This is a genomic window from Asticcacaulis benevestitus DSM 16100 = ATCC BAA-896 (genome assembly GCF_000376105.1).
In the GTDB taxonomy this organism is placed as follows: domain Bacteria; phylum Pseudomonadota; class Alphaproteobacteria; order Caulobacterales; family Caulobacteraceae; genus Asticcacaulis; species Asticcacaulis benevestitus.
Genome location: NZ_AQWM01000013.1, coordinates 67,898 through 86,802, shown reverse-complemented (window position 1 = coordinate 86,802; position 18,905 = coordinate 67,898). Strand labels below are relative to the sequence as shown.

Below are 18,905 nucleotides of genomic sequence, written 5' to 3'. Positions count from 1 at the left end.
CCCTACCTATCACATTCATATCAAAGGCTATTCGGCGGCCAGAGCCTCGGACTCACCGTCTGAGACCGCTTCGGGCTCGCCCCTCGTCTTTCTGCGGAGGGCTGGCGGAAGCCAACCCGTTCCGGCCAGCAAGGTCTCGGCGGTTTCCGCCATAGCCTGTTTTTTGAGGCCATTGATAAGCTCGGCGTCCTCAACGCCCACCGCTTCGCGCACGGCTTGAAGGATATGCGGTTTGCTCACCCGACTGAAATACGACCGGGCGGTCGCTTGCCAGTGCTGGTCCATGGCCAGTCCGACCCCTTCCGCCAACTGATCGGCCACGGCGAGGGCTACGCGCTTCTGATCGTGCGGCTGCTTGACGGCATTGAAGGTCAGGGACACGCAATGCGCCAACAGGGCCAGGCGGTCGCTGTCACCCAGGGCTGTCAGCAGGTGCCAAATATCCTCCACGTCTTTCGGCATTTGGCTTGCCCATTCGGCATGGCGTTCCGCTAAGGCCTTGGCATTGGCCGTATCGTTATAGCTATCGGCGTAGGTTGAGATGTCTGCGCTGGTTGCCCGAACCTCAATGCACTGCGATGCGCCACCGGAGAAAAAGGTCTGATAGACCAAGGTGTGCAGCAAACCCAAGAGGGCCATGTCAGGATGCTCGCCAAGGGCGACCCGGAGCGCCAGCGTCCGGTGTGTGGTCAGATCGCGCAGCAAGAGGTCAGACAGAGGTTTCAGGGTTTCCACCTCTTCGTCTTCGGCAGGGCCTTGTCCCTCCGTGTCGTCATCCTCGCGCTCGTCATCGCCAAGCGCGTCTGTCCCCTCATCCGCGTCTTCGGCGGGGTCCGGTGTGCGATCCCCCGACCGGATAAAGCCACGCTCGATGGTCGGTTCACCCTGATAGTTGAGGGTCACCAATACCCCGCCGCACGCGATGTCGGCTGGATCGAAGGCCTTTCCGGCCTTGGCGAAAATACCGAGTTGCGTCTCAAGGTCGGTCAGTTCGGCCTCCATATCCTCCGGCACTTCGTCAAGCTGCAAGGCTATGTCTGCCAAGTCCTCGAATTTCTGCTGGCACTCAGCCCATTCCGCCCTCACCTCTTCGGGAAGATCGACATTGCGGGCATAGGCGCGTTCCATACCGTGACCGTGGGGATAGTCGATGTGGCCTTCCGCCCATTTCCAGCCTTCGGCGTCCTTGACCTCATTGGCGACAGCGACCAATTTCTCAACGGCCAGCCGTTGCAGCAGTTGGACATCGTCGAGATAGATACCGGTCTCATCAGCAAACAGATCGCGGGTAACGTGACCGCCAGCGGCTTCATAGGCTTCAACACCAATGAACCTCGCCCGCCTGTCGGTGGCCAACACATGGGTTTCGGTCAATCGGCGGCGTATGTGGCTCGGCTCGTTGGCCCACTGGGTCAAGCCGTCAAAGACCTCTTCCTGACGGGCGTGGTCATCGGTCAGGGTGAAGGCCATCACTTGTGACAGCGACAGCTTGTCAGCCTTGTAGAGGTCCATCAGCTTGGGGGAAACGGCTGCCAGTTTCAGACGTTGCTGCACGATCTTAGGCGTCACGCCAAAGCGGGCGGCGATGTCTTCGGCCCCATAGCCCTTTTCGGTCGCCAGCCGCTGAAACGCTTCGAACTGGTCGGCCGGGTGCATGGCTTCGCGGGTAACATTCTCATCGAGAGAGATTTCGTGAGCATCATGCTCGACGTCGATGACGCACGGCATGGGTTCGTCCTTACGGATTTCCTTGCGCTTGACGCGCAGCAACTGGCCGAGGCGTCGGCCTTCGCCAATGCTCACCAGATAGAAGCCGGTTTCTGCCCCTGCCTCGTCGCGTTCGGGTTCGACCACGAGGTTTTGCAGGATGCCTTTGGCGGCGAAGCTGGCGGCCTTGGCTTCGATGGCCGCTTCCGAGTGCGGTATCTTGCGGGCGTTCTTGGGGGATTTCTTGAGTTTGTTCAGCGGGATGAAGACGTGGGTGCCTGCGATCAGGGCGGTCGTTGTGGTATGTTTCGTCATAGCTTTAAGTCCTTCTGGGCTTGGGTTACAGCGCTTAAAAGCCGCGCTGAAACCCTGCCCGCCGGCGAGGCCAGGGGTAGCAAGGGCAAGGCTGAATTTTTGGAGGGGTATCTCCCACCCGACAGGGCGGCACCTATGCCGTGATCGCGTAGCGATTAGGGGGACACCGAAAATTCTGTTTGCGTGCGCGAGGGACGGCGTCCCTTAGCCCTTCTCTGACGACCCACCTTCCCTCATCCCTTGCGACCAGACCAGGCTCATGACTTTCGCTGGGCCCGCCGCCAGAGGAAATACCTTACTCGACCTGATAGACGGTCACGTCGCCGACTGGCATGGCCAAGATGAGGTTTTTGCCGCGTGGCAAATTGAGGGTGTAGGCCTTATCGCTGTAACTGCCGGCGGCGACGGTCACCAACGTGGTTCCGCTCAAAGACTGGCTCGCGTCCAAGGCCTTTTCGAGAAAATGGAAGGGTTTGAGCACCGTTCCGTCCTCGGCAATAACCAGACTTCCCGTCGTTACGAAGATGGTGTTTTGTGGCGGGATGACCGGATTAAATGCCTTTCCGGGGAACGCCTGCATGGCTGCGACGAGCTGAGGTTCATCGATAGCCTGGGCGATGTTCACGGGGATCGAATTACAGTAGGTATAATTCCCGTTCGACTCTGCGGCATTTATGCCCGCCGCTGAGGGCGTTCCATTAAATACGACCGGGCCACCGGACACGCCCGGCATAGTGTCGGCGAGATAGCAAAATCCATTTGATATTGGATATAGGCTTGAGGTGTCTACATAGGCGCCAGACCCTGTCTGCTGGGTCAAACTGTACTCGCTCTTGGTCGCGTTACCCCGACCCCACTCGGGCGAAGGGCCGTCCAGACCGTAACCGGTAACGGCGACCTCAACAGGCGGCGCCTTTGCTGTCAGGGGAGACAAGGTCACGAGGGACAGGGGCGCCAGATTCAGAAATTTGCGGTAAACTTGGCCGGGTGACTCCCCGTCTGGTCGCACCGCGCGCGCAATTGCCCAATCAGGCAATGTTGTAAACGGTTGGTACCTATGGTCGATAATTTGGAGGTCAAACGTATCTCTGTAGTGGGCATGATTGAGTGTTCCGTCGGCTTCCGACAATGGCACATTGAATTCGATCGAATAGGTCACGTTTGTTTTAACTGCGTGCCCAACCGTCAAAATAGCCCCAAAATATGTGATCCAACCCGTGGCAACTTCCCCGTTCGACATGTAGATTCGACCGACGGCCGGATCATTTGAGGGCACACGCCGGTCCGTACTGTTGATCACGCGACCGGGCGCACCTGGGCCAAAATTGCCCTTCGAACCAGATGGTCGATCGATCGCTTTCTCAGACTTGGTCGTCTTTTTTGTGGAAGGAGCCGCCAAGGCGGATTCCGAGAGGGCTAGTGTCATCGCTGGACCAAAGAGAACGGTCAAGGCCACCGCGCGCAGCCACCGGCTCATTGCGCGGCCTTTGCGCTTTGAGGCGCACAGATTTTTGCCTTAGGATGATCGGTGCAGACTATGGCTTTCAGCTGCTTCACTTCATCCTGAAGCGAAACCATGATCACGGAGTCAGGATTCTGATCCTCGGCGGCTAATGACATGCTCCAGTTTTGGAAATTCGCGGTTCCCCAAGTCCCGCCAAGCCGGCAAAAATACAGATAGCCGCCCTTACCATTACTGTTCGATCCTCCTGGTCCCATGAGGAGCTGGCCCGGCGTACAGGCACTGGAGGGATTGGTCGACGTCGTCGGGACTATGATAGCTCCCGTCACCGTCAGGATTCCCGACATAGTGGCGTTTTTTACCCCCGTAAGATTGTTTCCAATGGCGAGGTCACCGTTGATCCCGGCATTCCTGTCGACCTGAAGATCATGCTGAAAATGGGCGGTGTCGCCCGCGGTGAGCTCACCCGTCGCTGTGATGTTGCCCTGGACGGTAAACGTCTGGCCCAAAGCTACGCTGCTCAGGCAGCCCCCGAAAGCCACGAGGCATATCATCGATCCTGTGGCGTAGATACGACGCTTCACACAACTTCTGAGTTTCATTTCAACCTCCCGCTACCCGCTGTAGGTGAACATCGTTATGTCAAATTAACTATTAGCGCAATAGTCGCAATGACGAGGCAATGCGATTCATGGTTGCCGTACCGGTGGCCGAAGACACGCGCCCTTCCCAGTCAGGTAGTCGGTTTTTACGGGCTGATGTCGACGGCCATTGTGCACCCACGATCACAGCGTTCGAACCGAAGGGGCTCGCCACACGAACCGCGGCCGTGTCTGGCGTCTGGTCAACTTGAACGAATGACAAATTGCGGATCTGCTTTTGGTAGGCGGACTCGCTCGCGCACCACAAATAGACTGCGGCTCGGAGCCTATTGGGGAGAAATCACAGGCGGTCGAACTTGTTATGAGACTCTGATAGGCTTGGTTGGTGTTGCGGCTTCAATCCGCTTGGCGGTATCCTGAGTCTCTTCTGCACGAAACCTTACTCAAATGGAAGCTGACCATGGACAGCGAAACAACGAAATTCGCAAAGCATCTTGCTAAAATTCTTGTAGCGGCCTGCGTTCGTCGTGGTGAGCTTGAGGGCCTCCATGCTGGCATTGTGCCCACATCAAACAAAGGCGACTTCTCTGACGTCTATGTCGTCGATGCGGAGGGCAACAAGATCCCATGGAATGACGTGTCCCGGATCAGCCAGGGCGAAATGAAAGCCCTGATGATTGGTACGGTCGATCGCACCTATACCTTCATGACGCGTACAATCCTTGCCGGTAAAGAGGACATCGAATTTGAGACGGCCGTCAGCCGCGCGGTCGTGCCTTGGACGACCCATTGGGATGAGCCGAGATACCTGCCCTATTTCTTGATGATGCAGCCCCCCGACGAGCGCTGAACGCAACCTTAAACGAAGGCCTCTGCGATACTTGTCGAACCTTGGCTAAGGCGACGCGATCAACCCTTGAGGCCTTCCGAAGGTGCCGGGCGGAAATATCCGCCATTCCGTATATGTTATCACAACATACGCTATTCCGTATTTTTCTTGACAATGTTCAAAATATCCGGTATTCCGAATATTCTACAGCAATATACGGAATTACGTATGAAATATGACATATTTTCCAGTCTGGGTGCGCAATTACGCAGGGCCCGCAAGAACCGAGGCATGACGCAGCCCGATCTGGCTTTACGTCTTGGGCGAACGCAGGCTCGTATTTCAGAGCTGGAGCGGGATCTACTCTCCAATCGCCTTGGGCGGGATCGCCTGACCTTGCTGGTCGAGGCGCTGGATGCCCTCGATCTCGTTCCCGTCCTGGTACCTCGGTCTGCCGTCAGCAGAATGGTCCTTCCCGAATCCGGCGAAACGGTTCCCTGGTTAAAATCCACAGGCTCGGTCTTTGACGAGGTTTTCGTTGACCTGTCCGACGAAGGTGAAGACTGATGTCTCCCAAGGCGGCTATTCTCGGCGTCCATCTTTTGGGGCCAGGCAATCAGACAACGAGGGTCGGTACGCTGACCCGCGATAGCGATGGTGCAACCGCTTTTGTCGTCGATGAGGCTTACTTGCGCGACCCCAATCGTCCACTTTTGAGCCTCAGTTGGCTGGTTCCGGACGACGATGAGCAGACGCAAGCCCGGCTCGCGGCCAGAGGAGACAAGATCGGCCTTCACGGATACCTGCCACCATGGTTTGCTGGTTTACTTCCTGAAGGTGCCCTGCGGGACCTTGTGATTGCAGAGATGGGCACCGGCAACCACGATCAGTTTGATCTCATCGCACGGCTCGGTGCCGATTTGCCAGGGGCCGTAATCGTCATTCCGGAAACCGAAGTGCCAAAATCGGCCGGGCCTTTACAATTCGAACAAGTCCGTGGGTTTCGTGCGCCTGTGCCCGACGGTCGGGTCAAGTTTTCGCTGGCTGGCGTGCAATTGAAATTTGCTGCGCATACGACGGGCGATCGGCTGACCGTACCCGGGCACGCTGGCGAAGGTCGATCAATCATCAAGGTCGCGTCCGAACGTTTTCCAGGTCTGCCAGAGGCAGAATATACGGCCATGTACCTGGCCCGGCTGGCCGGTGTTGACGCGGCCGTCTGTCAGCTTGTAGCAACCGACAAGATCGACGGTATACCCGCGGAATTCCTAAGGTATGGGCCGACCGCTCTTGCCGTTGAGCGGTTCGATCGCGAAAAGGAGGGGCAACGTCTCCAGATCGAAGATGTAGCGCAGGTCATCGGCGCAGTCGGCGAGCGAAAATACACGATGGCCAATTATGAGAGCATCCTCAATACCGTCAAACGTTTCAGTACGGATTGGCGACTGGATGTCATGGAGGGCTTTCGACGCTGCGTGATCGACGTGCTGATCGGCAATGGCGACAATCACCTCAAAAACTGGTCGTTTATCTTCCCGGCGCCGGGTGCCATTCGTCTGTCGCCGGCCTACGACATTGTCCCAACCGTGTTGTATCAGCCGAACGATACCTTGGCGCTTGAATTCGCCGGCACGCGGTCCTTTGAAAAAGTTACGTATAAGCGCATCAGGCGTGTGGCGCGCTTCTTACAACTTGATCCGGACCGGGTTGAGAGTGAAATGAAAGCGCTTGCTCGGGAGGCGGTCAGCCAGTGGCCAGCGCAACTACAAACCTTACTCGGGGAGGAAAAGGCTGCTAAACTTATCAAACGATTTGAGACGCTTAGCCTTGTACAGGAAGCTTTGGTCTAGGTCAGCTCGGCCTCTTTAGGAGACTGGGCTTGGAGATGCCAGGTAGCCCTTCGCTATGAAGTCTTTGTTGCGCTTTAATCGATTTCACCGGCGGACAGAACATGCGGTGACGCTCGAAACCTCTACGCTTCGTGTTTGTCTGTCAGTTGGATAAGGCGGCAGCCCCCTGCCCTCACCGGCTCGTCCTTCGGGCTACCTTCAAAGCGGACAAAGACATGGTCTGGCTGAACCGGACACTGATCGAGCACGAGTTGAGCGCGCCGGCCTTCGACATCGACCCAGACCTCAGGCACGGCCACAGGGACCGCGTCGAGTTCGACGGAGATCGCGACGTTTTGAGTGAGAGCCTCAGGCGGACGGCACGCCGCATCGGCTTCATGCGTTCCAATTGGGGCGCTTCTTTCGCTGTCATCTTCGATGAGCGGTGCCGAGGCCATACTCACGGGCGAGGCTTTAAGGGTTTCGGCTAATCCAGCTACGGTCCGGCGGGTAATTTCCGTTGACGTAGCGCACCAGGCGATGACCGCCTCCGGATGCGACTCGTGCAATGTGCGGAGGTCGTAAAGCGTTTTCGGCGATTGGCAGCGGCCGGAGGTGTAGACGGCTTCAAGACAGGCGGGTGGGTCGATAAGGGCCAAATGCTGTGTGACGGTGGACGCATCGATGCCCAGTTGGCGGGCAATATGCGCCTTCTTGTCCCCGCTCTTGAGTTTGCCGCGAATGAAGTTCGCAAGTTCCAGGGGTTTGAGGTCGTCACGTTGTAGGTTTTCGATGACCTGATCGTAAATCGGTATGGGTTTCATCGATAATGGCCGGGATGCTCTCCTTGCCGGCCATAAACGATCCGCGCAACCGTCTGGCGCCATGATTGAGCATGTATCGCCCGGGCTCGGAAGGGTGTGGCCTCACCGATACGGGTGAGCGTACCCCACGGCGGCGGATGCTTTCAGCGATCTGCGCCATGGCTTCAGGCGTGAAGATTTTACGCGGCTGATTGGGATCTTCGTCGATCTCGCTCAATAGGAGTTGGAGGGGTTTTCCATAAGAGGCGACTGGTAGGTCAAGGGCGGAGAGGTCGATCGTCAATCAGGCCTCCTTTGATAGTTTGCGGGCAATGAGATCGAGGACAGGCTTGATTTCGCGCCAGGTGTCACGGGCGGCGGTCTTACGCATATCAGCGACAAATTGGCCGGAGGCTTGCGCTTCTGCGATTACCGAACGTTTCTGGATCAGGGCGAACAGTTTCGGCATCGACTGGATTTCGAGTAGATGTTGCGGGAAATGGCGGACGATTTGCGCGAAATTGTTGCGCTGGAACGGCGTGGGCTCGACCAGGTTAGGCAAGATACCCATGAAGTTGAGGTTAGGATTGAAGGTCGCCTTGATCTTCCCAAGACCGTAGCGAGCATGATTGAATAGAGCGCCAATGCCGTCTATGGCCTCCTGATTGAGCTGAATCGGGGACAGGACATGGTCGGCTGCGATCATGGCGGCGGCATAGCGGATGTCAGGGTTCGGATTTGTATCGATCACACAGACGTCATACCGATCCGTGGCGCACACCAAGAAGGCTCTGAGAGCCTCTACGAAGCCATTGTGGCCGGAAGGCCTTCGCTCTAGCCCGCTCAGTCCAGAATCGGCCCCTATGAGCGCCAGAGCGGCCTCGGGAGCCATTCCGCCCCTCCCCTCCAGGAGATGGGTCGCCGAAAATGCGCAAGGCGAGGTTTTTGGGTGGCCCAAGAGCGCCTTTGTAGAGTTGCCCTGGTGATCGAGATCGACAAACAGCACTCGCTTGCCGGCTCGAGCTAGATGATAGGCAAGCTGGCACGCAAGCGCGCTCTTACCTACACCGCCTTTTTGATTTGCCAAAACCAATGTCTGCATAGCCCTCCCCTCGCCCAGCGGTAACTGGTGACGGCTGCCAAGAAAGCACACTATCGTTCTGCGGGTAGCAAAATCTCCCTGAGATTGAAAAATCATTTGGCGTGTACGTAGGATAGTGTAGGGCTTAGCGCAAAGACATATGGCGACCTACGCCCCGGCAGGGCGTTATAGGGCATTGCATTGCGCAATATTGCAGGACATTGCGCAATAGCCTACATGGCGCTACAACATTGCGCAGCAGCTGTGATGTCGATATGCTCTGGAGGCGAGAATTCGGATACGGCTGGTTCAATTCGCGACTGTCGATGCGAGCAAGGCTTATCCACCGAGTCGCTTCCCGCCACAAACTGTTCACAAACCAAATTGCGGCCTACAGTACTGTAGGCGCGCCTATAATAGGCTACAATATTGCGCTATAGGCGATTGCGCAGTTGCCGTGATGTCGATAGCCTTTGGAGAGTATGATTCGGATACGGCCGTTTCATTTATCGTCTGCCGTTTCGAGGGAGGTTTATCCACCGAGTCGGCGGGCGCCGTAAACCGTTCATAAACCATATTGCGGCCTACAGTGTCGTAGCCTTGCCTATAATAGCCTACTATATTGCGCAGCGTGACATTGTAGGCCGTTGTAGGTCTGCCTAGGTACAGGAGAAATATATATGCCGGTTATTGCGTTCGCTAATTCGAAGGGTGGGTCTGGTAAAACGACGACCGCTTTGCTGCTTGCCTGTCATCTTGCCCGTTCGAGGCGGGTAACTATCATCGACGGCGATCCACGCCAGCCGATAACCTCCTGGGCCGGCAAGGAGGGTCACGTTCCGGAAAATCTCACTGTCATCGGCAAGATTACTGAAGACAATGTCCAGCAGATTATCGAAGACGCTGCTGTCAAAGACCCGTTCGTAATCGTCGATCTCGAGGGCACGGCGTCAAAGCTCATGGCCTACGCTATCGGACAGAGTGATTTTATCGTCATCCCTTGCAAGGAACAACAGCAAGACGCCGAGGCCGCTGTGCAGGTAATCCGTGCGATGCAGCGTGATTTTAAGATGATGGGCCGCTCGGTTCCGTTCGCCATCCTTTTCACAATGACCAAATGGATCAAAGCCAGAGCCTCCAAGGTCATCGTCGAGCAATTCAAAACCAGTACGATTCCAACCTTTAACGCTGAAATCACCGACCGCGACGCGTTTTCGCAGATATTTTTGCGGGGAGGGACCATTTATGACCTCAAGGGTACTTCGAATAACCTTGAGAAAGCCGTCGAAAATGTCGAGCAGTTCACCATTGAACTCATTCAGAAAATTAAAACCGAAGCTAGGGACGCAGCCTAATGTCTATCACCGAACAAACGCCTAAGGCGCCGATGAAAACTCTGGCGCTCGATGACCTGATCGACGATTTCGAGCCGCGCCCGGCCACAGCACCTAAACTGTCGCCAACCGAAAAAAAGACGCTTGAAAAAAAGACTACGTTTCCGTCCCGAGAACCAAAGGGGCCGAGTTTCGTCCAGGTTAACTGCTCGATGAAGGCGGAACTCGCGGAACGCCTGAAGGCCTTCGTCAAGCGGGACGAATACACGACGTGGAGTTATGGGCAGGCTATTGAGTTTTTGCTCGACCAGTACGAAAGGAAACAAAAATAGGCGATGTGGTGAGATCGGGGGCCTTGCTTGTTTGAGCAGATATTCGCTCCTCTTATCTTGTCCGATTCGTCTTGAGGCCGGGAATCACACGTCTTTTAGACCGAAAAAATGGTGATGCAGGTTTCACCCACACCAAACCCGAATGCCTCTTTTTTTGTCGGAAATACTGCAGGACGCGTTGCCTGTTTCGCTCAGTTATCCACAAGGCCATTGTGTTATATATAGTGTTATATATGTGTTACGGGGTAATTTTTCTGCACTATTTATTTGAATTATTTCATATTTTTTGACTGTTGTTGTGTGTGATATGTCGAAGAAACGTGTGTGAAATGACGTGCCTGCGTGTGTGAAATGACGAGGGCGGTTATTGCCTGTGGACAGGGCGTTCGCGTGTGTGAAATGACGATTGATCTTGACTTCGCTCTGGAATTTGAGATCTTTGTGGGTAATCCGTGGGTGAAATGACGTTTATAACGCCTAGGGTGTGTGTGTGAAATGACGAAGTTCGAGAGATCTCGAGCTGACGGGCGTGCCAACGGGGGCGAATTTGGCCTCGTGTGTGAAATGACGAAACACATCCGGGGGGCTTTGCCCCTTGGGCGTGTGTGAAATGACGAAGTTTCCGGCCGTTTTTTCGGTCAATGTGTGTGAAATGACGAATCGGAGTACTCCAGTTGAGCCCGAAACGTCGATGGGTAGCGAAACGACGGATTCTTTGCACGCTCGGTGTGTGTGAAATGACGAAGTACTTTCGGGTATGTTGCCTCTTGAGTGTGTGTGAAATGACGAAGTTGGCCTGGAAAGTGAGGCGTGTGTGAAATGACGAAAGCCAAGCGTAAAGACGCGCCCACCTTGTTTGACCACATCGAGGCGGCGCCCCCCGTTCGTTCACCTCTTCTGCCCAAGCGCCACGAGGAGGACCTTTTCGTCTGCGATATCATGGATGCCGTTCCAAAGGCGGATATGGCTTCGATGGAGCACCCGGTATTTTCGCTCTCGACTAAGCCCGACATGAAAACGCGCCGGTATGAAAACGGTGATCGGTTTGTCGAGGTTATGCCCTCGGCCAAGGGCATGGCCACGGTTCATGACCGTGACGTGCTCATCTACTGCATCAGCCAGACGATCGCGGCCCTGAACCAGAAGCGGCCGATCTCTCAGACCGTGACGATGAAGGCCTACGACTTTCTGATCGCTACGAACCGCGTGACGAGCGGGGAGGCCTATGAAGGCCTTAAGGCGGCACTGGAACGCCTGGGCGGTACCCGTATCAGCACCAACGTCATTACGGGCGGCGAGGAGGTGTTTGATAATTTCGGCCTGATTGAGAGGTCGCGGATCGTGCGCGAGACCCGCGATGGGCGGATGCAAGAGGTGGAGATCAAGCTATCGGACTGGGTGTTTAATGCCATCCAGGCGAAGGAGGTGCTCACCCTCCATCCGGAATATTTTCAACTCCGCAAGCCGCTGGAGCGGCGTATGTACGAACTGGCACGCAAGCACTGTGGCCAGCAGGCGAGCTGGCAGATTTCGCTCGAATTGTTGCAGAAGAAGTGCGGTTCGAATTCAACCTTGCGCGAGTTTCGCCGGATGGTGCGTGCGATCGTGGCGCAGGATGAAACCCATAGCCATATGCCTGACTATGCCGTGACCATGGACGAGGACATGGTGACCTTCCTGAACCGTAAGTCTGCCAAGGCCAAGCAGAAGCTGGCGATCGCTATGAACAGCCAGGTTGAACCGCGGGTGGATCCGGAAACCTTCACCAAGGCGCGTCGTGCGGCGCCCGGCTACGACGTCCAAAGCCTCTATCACGAGTGGGTCAACTGGTGGCGGTCAGGCGGGTGCGTCGAATTGCGTAGTCCGAATGCGGCATTCTTACAATTCTGCAAGCGCAAACATCAGCAACAGCCGCTCAAGTCGGGTTCGATCGACGACTAAAGGTCAACTCCGGCTTTCCGGCTGCCTGCTCACGCCGCACAAATGTCAGCTAGCTTTCCTTAAGGCGCTGACAGCGTAGAATTCGCGTGAGAATGCAGCGGGATAAATTTACCGTCGACTTTACCCGAGCGAGGAGGGGCTGCCGGCCGTTCCGAGACTTGGACATGGTCCGGGAGCGTTCGTGCTCGGTACATTATTCGTTTGCTGGCAATAGCGTGACTAAGAAACAATATTTACGCGTAATTGATCGCTCCACACGTTGTCCACAAGTAACTTCAATTTCTCGCGTTAGTTGTCATCCAGGCGTCTTGAATTCATCACACATGAGGTATTTATTGCACGGGTCGACAAAAGGTCGACGACAACTTCAGGAGGTAAACGTGTTCAAATTCAGTATTAAAAAAATGATAGCCGGTGCAACGGCTTGTATCGCAATGGGCGCTCTCGCCACTTCAGCGATGGCTACATCTTCAACGGTTTTTACCGGCGGCGGAACCCTGAATCTCTATGGCTCCAACTACAGCAGCACTAACTTTCCGCAAGTCGCACCAAGCGGCACGATTTCGAAGATTTCTTATAAGTGGCAACTTAATCGACAGGCCAGCAAGCTGACAGTAAAGCTATGTGCGGGCACGAATTGCACAACGGTTCTGAACAATGGAAGTGCTATCTCCGGGACGGGCAGTACGACAATTTTCAACGGCTTGCCGGCGAGCCAAATTTTTCATTTTGAGTTTAAAACGACCACAGGTTCGACGGGGAGCGTTATCTCACCGAGCCTCTACCAACTCCAACATTCTCTGACGATGACCTACTAAATATGTGACGGACTGGGGCGACTTGTCCTGGGCAATTTACATAGGCACAAACTACCGCCTCGCGAGTAGTTTGTGCCGAGTATGCTGCAGTTCAATTCGCGCAGCCCTTGTATTTAAAGGGTCTTTTTCTGGCACGACTTTTGCGAGAGTCGAAGGCCATACATTTAATCAGTGAAGGTCCCATGCAAATTTCTACACAGAACACTATTGCGGGCGTGGGGGCTCCAAGTTCGGCGGCAAAATCTCCCATCAAGGGAGAAAAATCCATCGTGGACGCCGTTGCCCAACAGGCAGAAGCCGCCCCACTTGGTTTCAACATGCAGGGTTTGTTGCATTCCAGCGCGGTAACTGCCGTCATTAGCTACGATGACGCGGGCGGTATGCACTGGAAGAATCCCGGTCGGACACTGACCTCTCAGGAGAGCATTGCTTGGAATGCGTATTCCAGCGCTAACCCTGATGCCATCCCAGACAATACGACATGGTACAGCTCCAAGCTTACGGACCAGGATCGATCCTATATTCGCAAAACGACCGGCTTTAACGTCGTCGATTTTGCAAATGGGGGAAGAATGATTGTGGACGATCAAGGCAGATTCCCTGCAGAGAATGACGCCCACGCCAAAGCCGCGAAAGACTTGGCGGATTGGATTGATGGGGACAGAAACACCGGAGACCTCAGCGGCGATCTTACCCCCTCGTATATCAATAATGCGATGAAATGGTTTGATACATTTGGATATGGCACGCCTGCAGATGTTAGTTCCAAGTCTAAAGAATGGTTTGATACACTCCTAAAGATGGTTTCGGATACGACACAAAACGACAAAGCGCCTGAAATGCCGATGGGGCCTCAAGCCAGAGACGCTGTGCTCGCCTATTCTCAAGCAGAAAGGCAGGCATCCGACATGGATGTGGCCATGAACACATCGCCAACGCTTTCTGCATCGACGCCCACCTTTTCGTAATCAGGGCAATACAAACGCCGTTTCTATCGCCTAGCTTAGGTGGAAAAGGTAAAATTACCTTCCGAGGGCGCTTGCGCCAGCCTCTTAAACATGAATGTGCGCTTTGATGCTTTCGCTCAAGGGAATATCCAAGATCTATGAGGTTGGTTCTGAACGCGTGAGCGTGTTGAACGGTGTCACTCTGGATATCCAGGCCAGAGAGTTTTGCGCCATTGTCGGCCCATCTGGGTCGGGAAAAAGCACCTTGATGAATATCATGGGGCTGCTGGATCGGCCGACCAGCGGCAAGGTTCTGATCGACGGCGAGGATATGGGGGCCGCCAGCGCAGACGACACTGCTGCCGCGCGAAATCGGCTATTGGGGTTTGTCTTTCAATCATTCGAGCTTTTACCGCGGCTGACGGTCTGGGAAAACGTTGCCTTGCCTCTGCACTATCGCCGGCTTGATAGTGTGACGCGTAAACGTCTGGCGCTGGAAATGCTTGGGATGGTGGGCCTGAGTGATCGAGCCTATCACCGGCCTTCAGAGCTATCAGGCGGTCAGCGTCAAAGGGTGGCTATTGCCCGCGCCCTGATCGGGCAGCCGAAGATCATCCTGGCTGATGAGCCCACGGGCAGTCTTGATAGTGTGACCGCCGCGCAGATCATGGACCTGTTCAAAACGCTCAATGCACAGACCAGCGTCACCGTCATCATGATCACCCACGATCAGGGCATAGCTGCGCAGTGCCGACGACGCATCGATATTTTAGATGGCAGAATTGTCGGCGATCTCACACAGGCTCCGGCGGATTGCGCTCATGATTAGGGGGCTACCTTCAAAAAGCGCAATCACGCATCTGGTCTCCGAAGCGGTCTCAAACCTGCTTGCCCATAAGCAGCGTACACTTCTGGCACTTCTTGGTATCGTCATCGGCACCGCCTCTGTCATTGCTATGCTATCTATCGGGCATATGGCGCAATTGGAGGCCATTGGCATGTTCCGGGCAGTCGGCGTTAATACGCTGCTGGTCAATGCCGGCCAGACCCAACTCGGCATTGGCCTTGATCCGTCTCTCATCACAATCCTGCCGGAGCGCGTATCGGGCGTGACTCTGACCGCCCCTATAGCCATCGCTCAAGCTCCAGTGGCCAATTTCGGCCCGGAGACCAATATCGTTGTCGCCGGCCTTCCACCAGCCGGACAGTCTCTGCTGGGGCTTGGTCTGGGGGAGGGACGCCTCCTGACATCATTTGATACCAACAATCACGTCGCTGTCATCGGGGCTGAAGTGGCGATTAAACTCTCAACACCTGGCAGGCCGGCCGTTCCCGGACAGACTTTGCGCGTCGGCAAATATGTCTACACCATCGTTGGCATTCTGAAACCTGTTACCTTAAGCTTTATGACGGCGCTGGATGTGAATAATGCGGTGTTAATCCCCTTGTCCTTGTCGGCGGGGACGACCGGACAATCGGGCGTCAATGCCGCTTTCATCCGCTTTGATCCGACATTAGATGCCGATGACATGTCGCGGAGGGTCACAGAGGACTTAACCCGACAGGCCCCTGAAAACTCGATAAATGTACAGAGCCCCAAACAACTGATCGCCGCCATGAAAAAGCAAAAGGCCGTTCAGTCACAACTCCTGGCGGCCATTGGAGGCATATCGCTTTTGGTCGGTGGGATAGGCGTCATGAATGTCATGCTGATGAGTGTTATGGAACGCAAGCGAGAAATCGGCCTGCGCATGGCGATTGGCGCTGCTCCAAAGGACATACAGGGGATGTTTTTAACCGAGGCCGTCGTTCTAACCCTGACAGGCGGTGTTATCGGCATCGCTTTGGGCCTTGTGATTTCGTTTGTCGCAGCGAGTTTATGGGCATGGGAGTTTAGCTTGGCGCTCTATACGCTGCCAGTCGGGCTTGGCTTATCGGCCTTTGCAGGCATTGTGTTCGGCTTCTTTCCGGCGCTGAAGGCCTCTCATCTCAATCCGATTGAGGCTTTGCGTGCGGATTAGACCTGTGCGATCTATGGTGATAGCGATCATGGGCCTTCTGGCGCTGTGCGGGGGGATCGTGGCTAAGGCGCAGACCCTGCCTCTGAATGCTCCCACGTCGCCTTATAACGCCCCGCAGGTGCCTGTAGGCCCGCGCATCCAACTTAGTCTGAGCGAGGCTGTGGCGTTAGGTTTGCGAGATAACCGTACCCTTCAGTCGTCCTATCTGAGCCGGAAGGCGCAAAGATTTGATCTGGTGGTCGCCAACAGGCGGTTTATGCCAAGGCTGGATATCGCGGTGAGCACGGATCGGGCGCGTAACGACAGGGTGTCAACGTCCACGACGACCCTTGAGCCGACGGCTGCATGGTTGTCGCCCATAGGCACAGCGGTCCAGTTTTCCTGGAGTCGGATCAGCGCTCGCGGGGAGGGGCAGAAGGCTACGGGAGAAGCTTCCGGCGTTAGTTTTAGCCAGCCTCTGCTTAAGGGGGCTGGTCTGGCTGTCAATCAGGCACCGGTTCGTATTGCCACACTTCAGGAAGATATTTACCGCCTCAACTTGAAAACCTCTGTTTCGGATACCGTTAGCAATATCATCTTCGCCTATCGCACATTGGTGCAAGCTCAGGAGCAGGAACGCTTGGCCCAGGCCTCTCTTGCCAGGTCTGAAACCTTTATCAGCACCAATACGGCCTTAGTGACGGCTGGGCGCATGGCCTCCGCCGACCTGATCCAGAACCAGGCTGACGCCGCCAATCAACGGGTGGCTAGCTTGCAAGCGCAGCAACAGACGAATAGCGCGCGGCTAGGGCTGCTGCGATTGTTGGCGCTCGATCTGCGCACGAACATTGAGGCGGCCGATCCGATCAGGGGTGAACATGTGGAGGTCGATCTGGATAAGGCCATTGCCCTTGGACTCAATGGCCGGATGGATATTCTGAGCCAGCGAAAAGTCCTTGAGCAAGCCCGACAGACACGGCTTGTCGCCCGCAACAATCGCCTGTGGGATGTCTCCGTAACCGGTGCTGTGCAGGACCGGCGTAACATCAATACATCGGTCGGGGGCATAGACCTCTATCCTGCCGGAACGAACAGCACGATAGGCCTTCAGGTCAAGATACCGTTCGGGGATTACACACTTAAACAGGCGGATGTACAGGCCTCGGTCGCGCTAGAGACGGCAGAGTTGCAACTGGAAGATCTGCGTCAAGCGGCGGAAGCACAGATCCGTGATGCTGTGGCCAATGTTGAAACGAGCTGGCGGCAGGTCGAAGCAGCGAGGCAAGCGCGCGACTTGGCCGGTCAGGCGCTTGATTTCGCCCGCAGGAAGTTCAACGCCGGCCGGGCCTCAAACTTCGAGGTCTTGTCCTATGAGGCGGGATTGCGCATTGCCGAAAATCAGGAACTGGCCGCCAATATCGGCTACCTTAACGCGCTGACGGCCCTTGATCAGCAACTGGGAACCACCTTGGACACATGGCACATCAATCTCAACGACTAAGGACGGCTATGTCGTATGCCAGCCGCCACCCTCTGCTGACTGGAGCCAGTGCCTTACTGTTGGCGGCCCTCGTGTGGGCAGGATGGTCGCTTGTACGTCCAATTCCTTCTGGCTCCAAAGAGCAGATGCAGGAACTTGTGGTTACCAAACGTCCGTTCACGGCAACCCTGAACGTTGTTGGAGCCGTCGTTGCTGGCGATAGTCTCGATCTGACGGCGCCTTTTGAAGGTACGGTACGTTTCATTGGGTTTGACTATGGCGATATGGTCGTGAAGGGACAGAGGCTCTTCGTTATTGATACGTCTTTGCTCGAACAAAGTCGCCGTGACGCCAAGACAGCGCAGCTTAAGGCCTCACAAGCCGCACGCGATATGGCGGCGTGGAAAAGTGGTCCTGAAGTCTCACGGGCCAGACGCGCGGTGGCGGTGGCTGAAATGGCTGTAGCCAATACGCATCGCAAAATCGTGGAAACCAAAGACCTGTTGGATCAGGGGCTGGTTCCCCGCAATGAATATGACGCGCTGTTACAGGAAAAGACGGCGCAGGATATGAGCCTCGTCTCCGCCCGAGAAGACATGACCCAGGCCCTCGCCCGTGGCGAAGGTGAAAACCGCCAGGTGGCCTCTCTTGATCTGCAAAGTGCCAATGCCAAACTCCACCTCGTCAACGACCAGATGGGCAACGCCGTCATCTTCGCCCCTATATCCGGGGTGATTGGGCGTCCGTCCGCAGAGAAAGGCGAGGGCGGCGCTACGGGCGCGCTACGGGTCGGGCAAAGGATTTCGCAAGGCCAAAGCCTGGGTTTTGTCGCTGACGCTGAAAATCTGGCCGTAGCGCTACAGCTGAATGAAACAGACATTCAACGTGTAAAGGTTGGCCAGATGGTGCGCATCGGCGGGTCTGGTTTCGGAGATGCCACGATGACGGGGAGAGTGGCCAGCATTTCGGGGGAGGGCACGCCGGCTCAAATGGGCGGCGGGGTGGCGACATTTGCTGTTCGCGTTCAACTCGACACGGCTTCGAAGGCTCAAACACAAACTGCTAGGATAGGTATGACTGCCAATGCCGCGATTGTGATCTATGAAACGCGGGCAGCTATCGTCCTGCCGCCACAGGCCTTGCAGAACGGATCGAATGTTCTTGTTAAAGATCTGCGGACCCACAAAGTCAGTACACAGCAGGTAACGACCGGAGAGGTTTCACCCGAGGGGGTTGAAATCCTTGGCGGACTCAAAAGTGGCGATACCGTCCTGTACTCACAAACCGGCACAACTCAAAAGGTGCAATAGTCAGAACGCTGAATTCAAAGGCTTAATGCCACTTTACTCGCACTTTAATTGTGACATTTATTCGCGTATGCAACTCACGATAACTTTACTACCATGCCGAATCGTCAAGCGCTAT

The 18,905-nt window shown here is 55.5% G+C and carries 18 protein-coding genes; 12 read left to right on the top strand and 6 right to left on the bottom strand.

Features of this window, described 5'->3' with window-relative positions; translation table 11 throughout:
* Positions 1–27 precede the first annotated feature (27 nt).
* From B060_RS0113855 to B060_RS0113840, 3 genes are all read right to left on the bottom strand, one after another.
* Positions 28–2,022, bottom strand: a complete 1,995-nt coding sequence (locus B060_RS0113855) for a ParB/RepB/Spo0J family partition protein (RefSeq protein WP_018082394.1) — start codon at positions 2,020–2,022, stop codon at positions 28–30.
* 295 nt (positions 2,023–2,317) lie between these two features.
* Positions 2,318–3,499, bottom strand: coding sequence for a trypsin-like serine protease (locus B060_RS0113845; protein ID WP_018082392.1), 1,182 nt, complete (start codon positions 3,497–3,499; stop codon positions 2,318–2,320).
* A complete protein-coding gene (locus B060_RS0113840; protein ID WP_155847657.1) occupies positions 3,496–4,086 on the bottom strand; it encodes a hypothetical protein in 591 nt (196 codons plus the stop codon). Before B060_RS0113840 ends, B060_RS0113845 begins: the two co-directional genes overlap by 4 nt.
* Positions 4,087–4,546: 460 nt before the next feature.
* Between B060_RS0113840 and B060_RS26145 the strand changes: the two genes are divergently transcribed.
* The 3 genes from B060_RS26145 (at position 4,547) to B060_RS0113825 (ending at position 6,765) form a co-directional block, all read left to right on the top strand.
* Complete coding sequence (locus B060_RS26145) at positions 4,547–4,936, top strand: hypothetical protein (RefSeq protein ID WP_018082390.1); 390 nt, start codon at positions 4,547–4,549, stop codon at positions 4,934–4,936.
* Between the two features lie 207 nt (positions 4,937–5,143).
* On the top strand, positions 5,144–5,482 hold the full coding sequence (locus B060_RS0113830) for a helix-turn-helix domain-containing protein (RefSeq protein ID WP_026172841.1): 339 nt from the start codon (positions 5,144–5,146) through the stop codon (positions 5,480–5,482).
* Positions 5,482–6,765: a type II toxin-antitoxin system HipA family toxin gene (locus B060_RS0113825; RefSeq protein WP_018082388.1), complete on the top strand. Its 1,284-nt coding sequence runs from the start codon at positions 5,482–5,484 to the stop codon at positions 6,763–6,765. Before B060_RS0113830 ends, B060_RS0113825 begins: the two co-directional genes overlap by 1 nt.
* 122 nt (positions 6,766–6,887) lie before the next feature.
* Here the strand turns inward: B060_RS0113825 and B060_RS26140 are convergent, their stop codons facing one another.
* From B060_RS26140 to B060_RS26580, 3 genes are read right to left on the bottom strand one after another with little or no spacing between them, the layout of a single operon-like run.
* On the bottom strand, positions 6,888–7,568 hold the full coding sequence (locus tag B060_RS26140; protein ID WP_018082387.1) for a KorB domain-containing protein: 681 nt from the start codon (positions 7,566–7,568) through the stop codon (positions 6,888–6,890).
* Positions 7,519–7,851 (bottom strand): ParB/RepB/Spo0J family partition protein, encoded by a 333-nt coding sequence (locus B060_RS26585; protein ID WP_081606861.1) that lies wholly within the window; start codon positions 7,849–7,851, stop codon positions 7,519–7,521. Before B060_RS26585 ends, B060_RS26140 begins: the two co-directional genes overlap by 50 nt.
* Complete coding sequence (locus B060_RS26580; protein ID WP_026172840.1) at positions 7,852–8,649, bottom strand: ParA family protein; 798 nt, start codon at positions 8,647–8,649, stop codon at positions 7,852–7,854.
* Positions 8,650–9,308: 659 nt separating this feature from the next.
* Between B060_RS26580 and B060_RS0113810 the strand changes: the two genes are divergently transcribed.
* From B060_RS0113810 to B060_RS0113770, 9 genes are all read left to right on the top strand, one after another.
* On the top strand, positions 9,309–9,983 hold the full coding sequence (locus B060_RS0113810) for a ParA family protein (RefSeq protein WP_018082385.1): 675 nt from the start codon (positions 9,309–9,311) through the stop codon (positions 9,981–9,983).
* A complete protein-coding gene (locus B060_RS0113805) occupies positions 9,983–10,294 on the top strand; it encodes a hypothetical protein (protein WP_018082384.1) in 312 nt (103 codons plus the stop codon). The genes B060_RS0113810 and B060_RS0113805 overlap by 1 nt, the downstream gene beginning before the upstream one ends.
* Positions 10,295–11,113: 819 nt before the next feature.
* On the top strand, positions 11,114–12,235 hold the full coding sequence (locus tag B060_RS0113800) for a replication initiator protein A (protein ID WP_018082383.1): 1,122 nt from the start codon (positions 11,114–11,116) through the stop codon (positions 12,233–12,235).
* A gap of 380 nt (positions 12,236–12,615) precedes the next feature.
* Positions 12,616–13,053, top strand: coding sequence for a flagellar protein FlhE (locus B060_RS27210; protein WP_018082382.1), 438 nt, complete (start codon positions 12,616–12,618; stop codon positions 13,051–13,053).
* A gap of 182 nt (positions 13,054–13,235) precedes the next feature.
* Positions 13,236–14,021 (top strand): hypothetical protein, encoded by a 786-nt coding sequence (locus B060_RS0113790; RefSeq protein WP_018082381.1) that lies wholly within the window; start codon positions 13,236–13,238, stop codon positions 14,019–14,021.
* A gap of 106 nt (positions 14,022–14,127) precedes the next feature.
* A complete protein-coding gene (locus B060_RS0113785; RefSeq protein WP_018082380.1) occupies positions 14,128–14,829 on the top strand; it encodes an ABC transporter ATP-binding protein in 702 nt (233 codons plus the stop codon).
* A complete protein-coding gene (locus B060_RS0113780; RefSeq protein ID WP_081606858.1) occupies positions 14,774–16,021 on the top strand; it encodes an ABC transporter permease in 1,248 nt (415 codons plus the stop codon). Before B060_RS0113785 ends, B060_RS0113780 begins: the two co-directional genes overlap by 56 nt.
* A 13-nt stretch (positions 16,022–16,034) precedes the next feature.
* Positions 16,035–17,501 (top strand): TolC family protein, encoded by a 1,467-nt coding sequence (locus B060_RS0113775; RefSeq protein WP_018082378.1) that lies wholly within the window; start codon positions 16,035–16,037, stop codon positions 17,499–17,501.
* Positions 17,502–17,509: 8 nt separating this feature from the next.
* A complete protein-coding gene (locus B060_RS0113770) occupies positions 17,510–18,790 on the top strand; it encodes an efflux RND transporter periplasmic adaptor subunit (RefSeq protein ID WP_018082377.1) in 1,281 nt (426 codons plus the stop codon).
* The last annotated feature ends 115 nt before the right edge of the window (positions 18,791–18,905 follow it).

Bases quoted from the DNA above. Each gene is read 5' to 3' on its own strand.
- B060_RS0113855 (WP_018082394.1), bottom strand. From the start codon at position 2,022: ATGACGAAACATACCACAACGACCGCCCTGATCGCAGGCACCCACGTC.
- B060_RS0113845 (WP_018082392.1), bottom strand. From the start codon at position 3,499: ATGAGCCGGTGGCTGCGCGCGGTGGCCTTGACCGTTCTCTTTGGTCCA.
- B060_RS0113840 (WP_155847657.1), bottom strand. From the start codon at position 4,086: ATGAAACTCAGAAGTTGTGTGAAGCGTCGTATCTACGCCACAGGATCG.
- B060_RS26145 (WP_018082390.1), top strand. From the start codon at position 4,547: ATGGACAGCGAAACAACGAAATTCGCAAAGCATCTTGCTAAAATTCTT.
- B060_RS0113830 (WP_026172841.1), top strand. From the start codon at position 5,144: ATGAAATATGACATATTTTCCAGTCTGGGTGCGCAATTACGCAGGGCC.
- B060_RS0113825 (WP_018082388.1), top strand. From the start codon at position 5,482: ATGTCTCCCAAGGCGGCTATTCTCGGCGTCCATCTTTTGGGGCCAGGC.
- B060_RS26140 (WP_018082387.1), bottom strand. From the start codon at position 7,568: ATGAAACCCATACCGATTTACGATCAGGTCATCGAAAACCTACAACGT.
- B060_RS26580 (WP_026172840.1), bottom strand. From the start codon at position 8,649: ATGCAGACATTGGTTTTGGCAAATCAAAAAGGCGGTGTAGGTAAGAGC.
- B060_RS0113810 (WP_018082385.1), top strand. From the start codon at position 9,309: ATGCCGGTTATTGCGTTCGCTAATTCGAAGGGTGGGTCTGGTAAAACG.
- B060_RS0113805 (WP_018082384.1), top strand. From the start codon at position 9,983: ATGTCTATCACCGAACAAACGCCTAAGGCGCCGATGAAAACTCTGGCG.
- B060_RS0113800 (WP_018082383.1), top strand. From the start codon at position 11,114: ATGACGAAAGCCAAGCGTAAAGACGCGCCCACCTTGTTTGACCACATC.
- B060_RS0113790 (WP_018082381.1), top strand. From the start codon at position 13,236: ATGCAAATTTCTACACAGAACACTATTGCGGGCGTGGGGGCTCCAAGT.
- B060_RS0113785 (WP_018082380.1), top strand. From the start codon at position 14,128: ATGCTTTCGCTCAAGGGAATATCCAAGATCTATGAGGTTGGTTCTGAA.
- B060_RS0113780 (WP_081606858.1), top strand. From the start codon at position 14,774: ATGGCAGAATTGTCGGCGATCTCACACAGGCTCCGGCGGATTGCGCTC.
- B060_RS0113775 (WP_018082378.1), top strand. From the start codon at position 16,035: ATGGTGATAGCGATCATGGGCCTTCTGGCGCTGTGCGGGGGGATCGTG.
- B060_RS0113770 (WP_018082377.1), top strand. From the start codon at position 17,510: ATGTCGTATGCCAGCCGCCACCCTCTGCTGACTGGAGCCAGTGCCTTA.